The organism is Paenibacillus taichungensis (genome assembly GCF_013359905.1).
Lineage (GTDB): Bacteria > Bacillota > Bacilli > Paenibacillales > Paenibacillaceae > Paenibacillus > Paenibacillus taichungensis.
This window is the reverse complement of record NZ_JABMCC010000054.1, coordinates 1-285: the sequence shown is the minus strand read 5'-3', so window position 1 is coordinate 285 and position 285 is coordinate 1. Positions and strand designations below refer to the sequence as shown.

At 53.0% G+C, this 285-nt stretch carries 2 rRNA genes; both read right to left on the bottom strand.

The window, feature by feature from the left end:
* A 5S ribosomal RNA gene (rrf, locus tag HP548_RS00415) occupies positions 1 to 115 on the bottom strand; the annotation flags it as partial.
* 80 nt (positions 116 to 195) lie between these two features.
* Positions 196 to 285 (bottom strand): 23S ribosomal RNA (locus HP548_RS00410); the annotation flags it as partial.

Genomic DNA, 285 nt, shown 5'->3' with positions numbered 1-285 from the left:
TTGGCGGCGTCCTACTCTCCCAGGACCCTGCGGTCCAAGTACCATCGGCGCTAGAGGGCTTAACGGTCGTGTTCGGGATGGGTACGTGTGGAACCCCTCCGCCATCGCCACCAAACGCATAGCTTAGCTTACATCTCAGAGATTATTCTCTGAAAACTAGATCCGAAACGAAATGTGCGATTTACAACTTGCATATTGGATAAGCCCTCGACCGATTAGTACTGGTCAGCTCCATGCATTGCTGCACTTCCACCCCCAGCCTATCTACCTCGTCGTCTTCAAGGG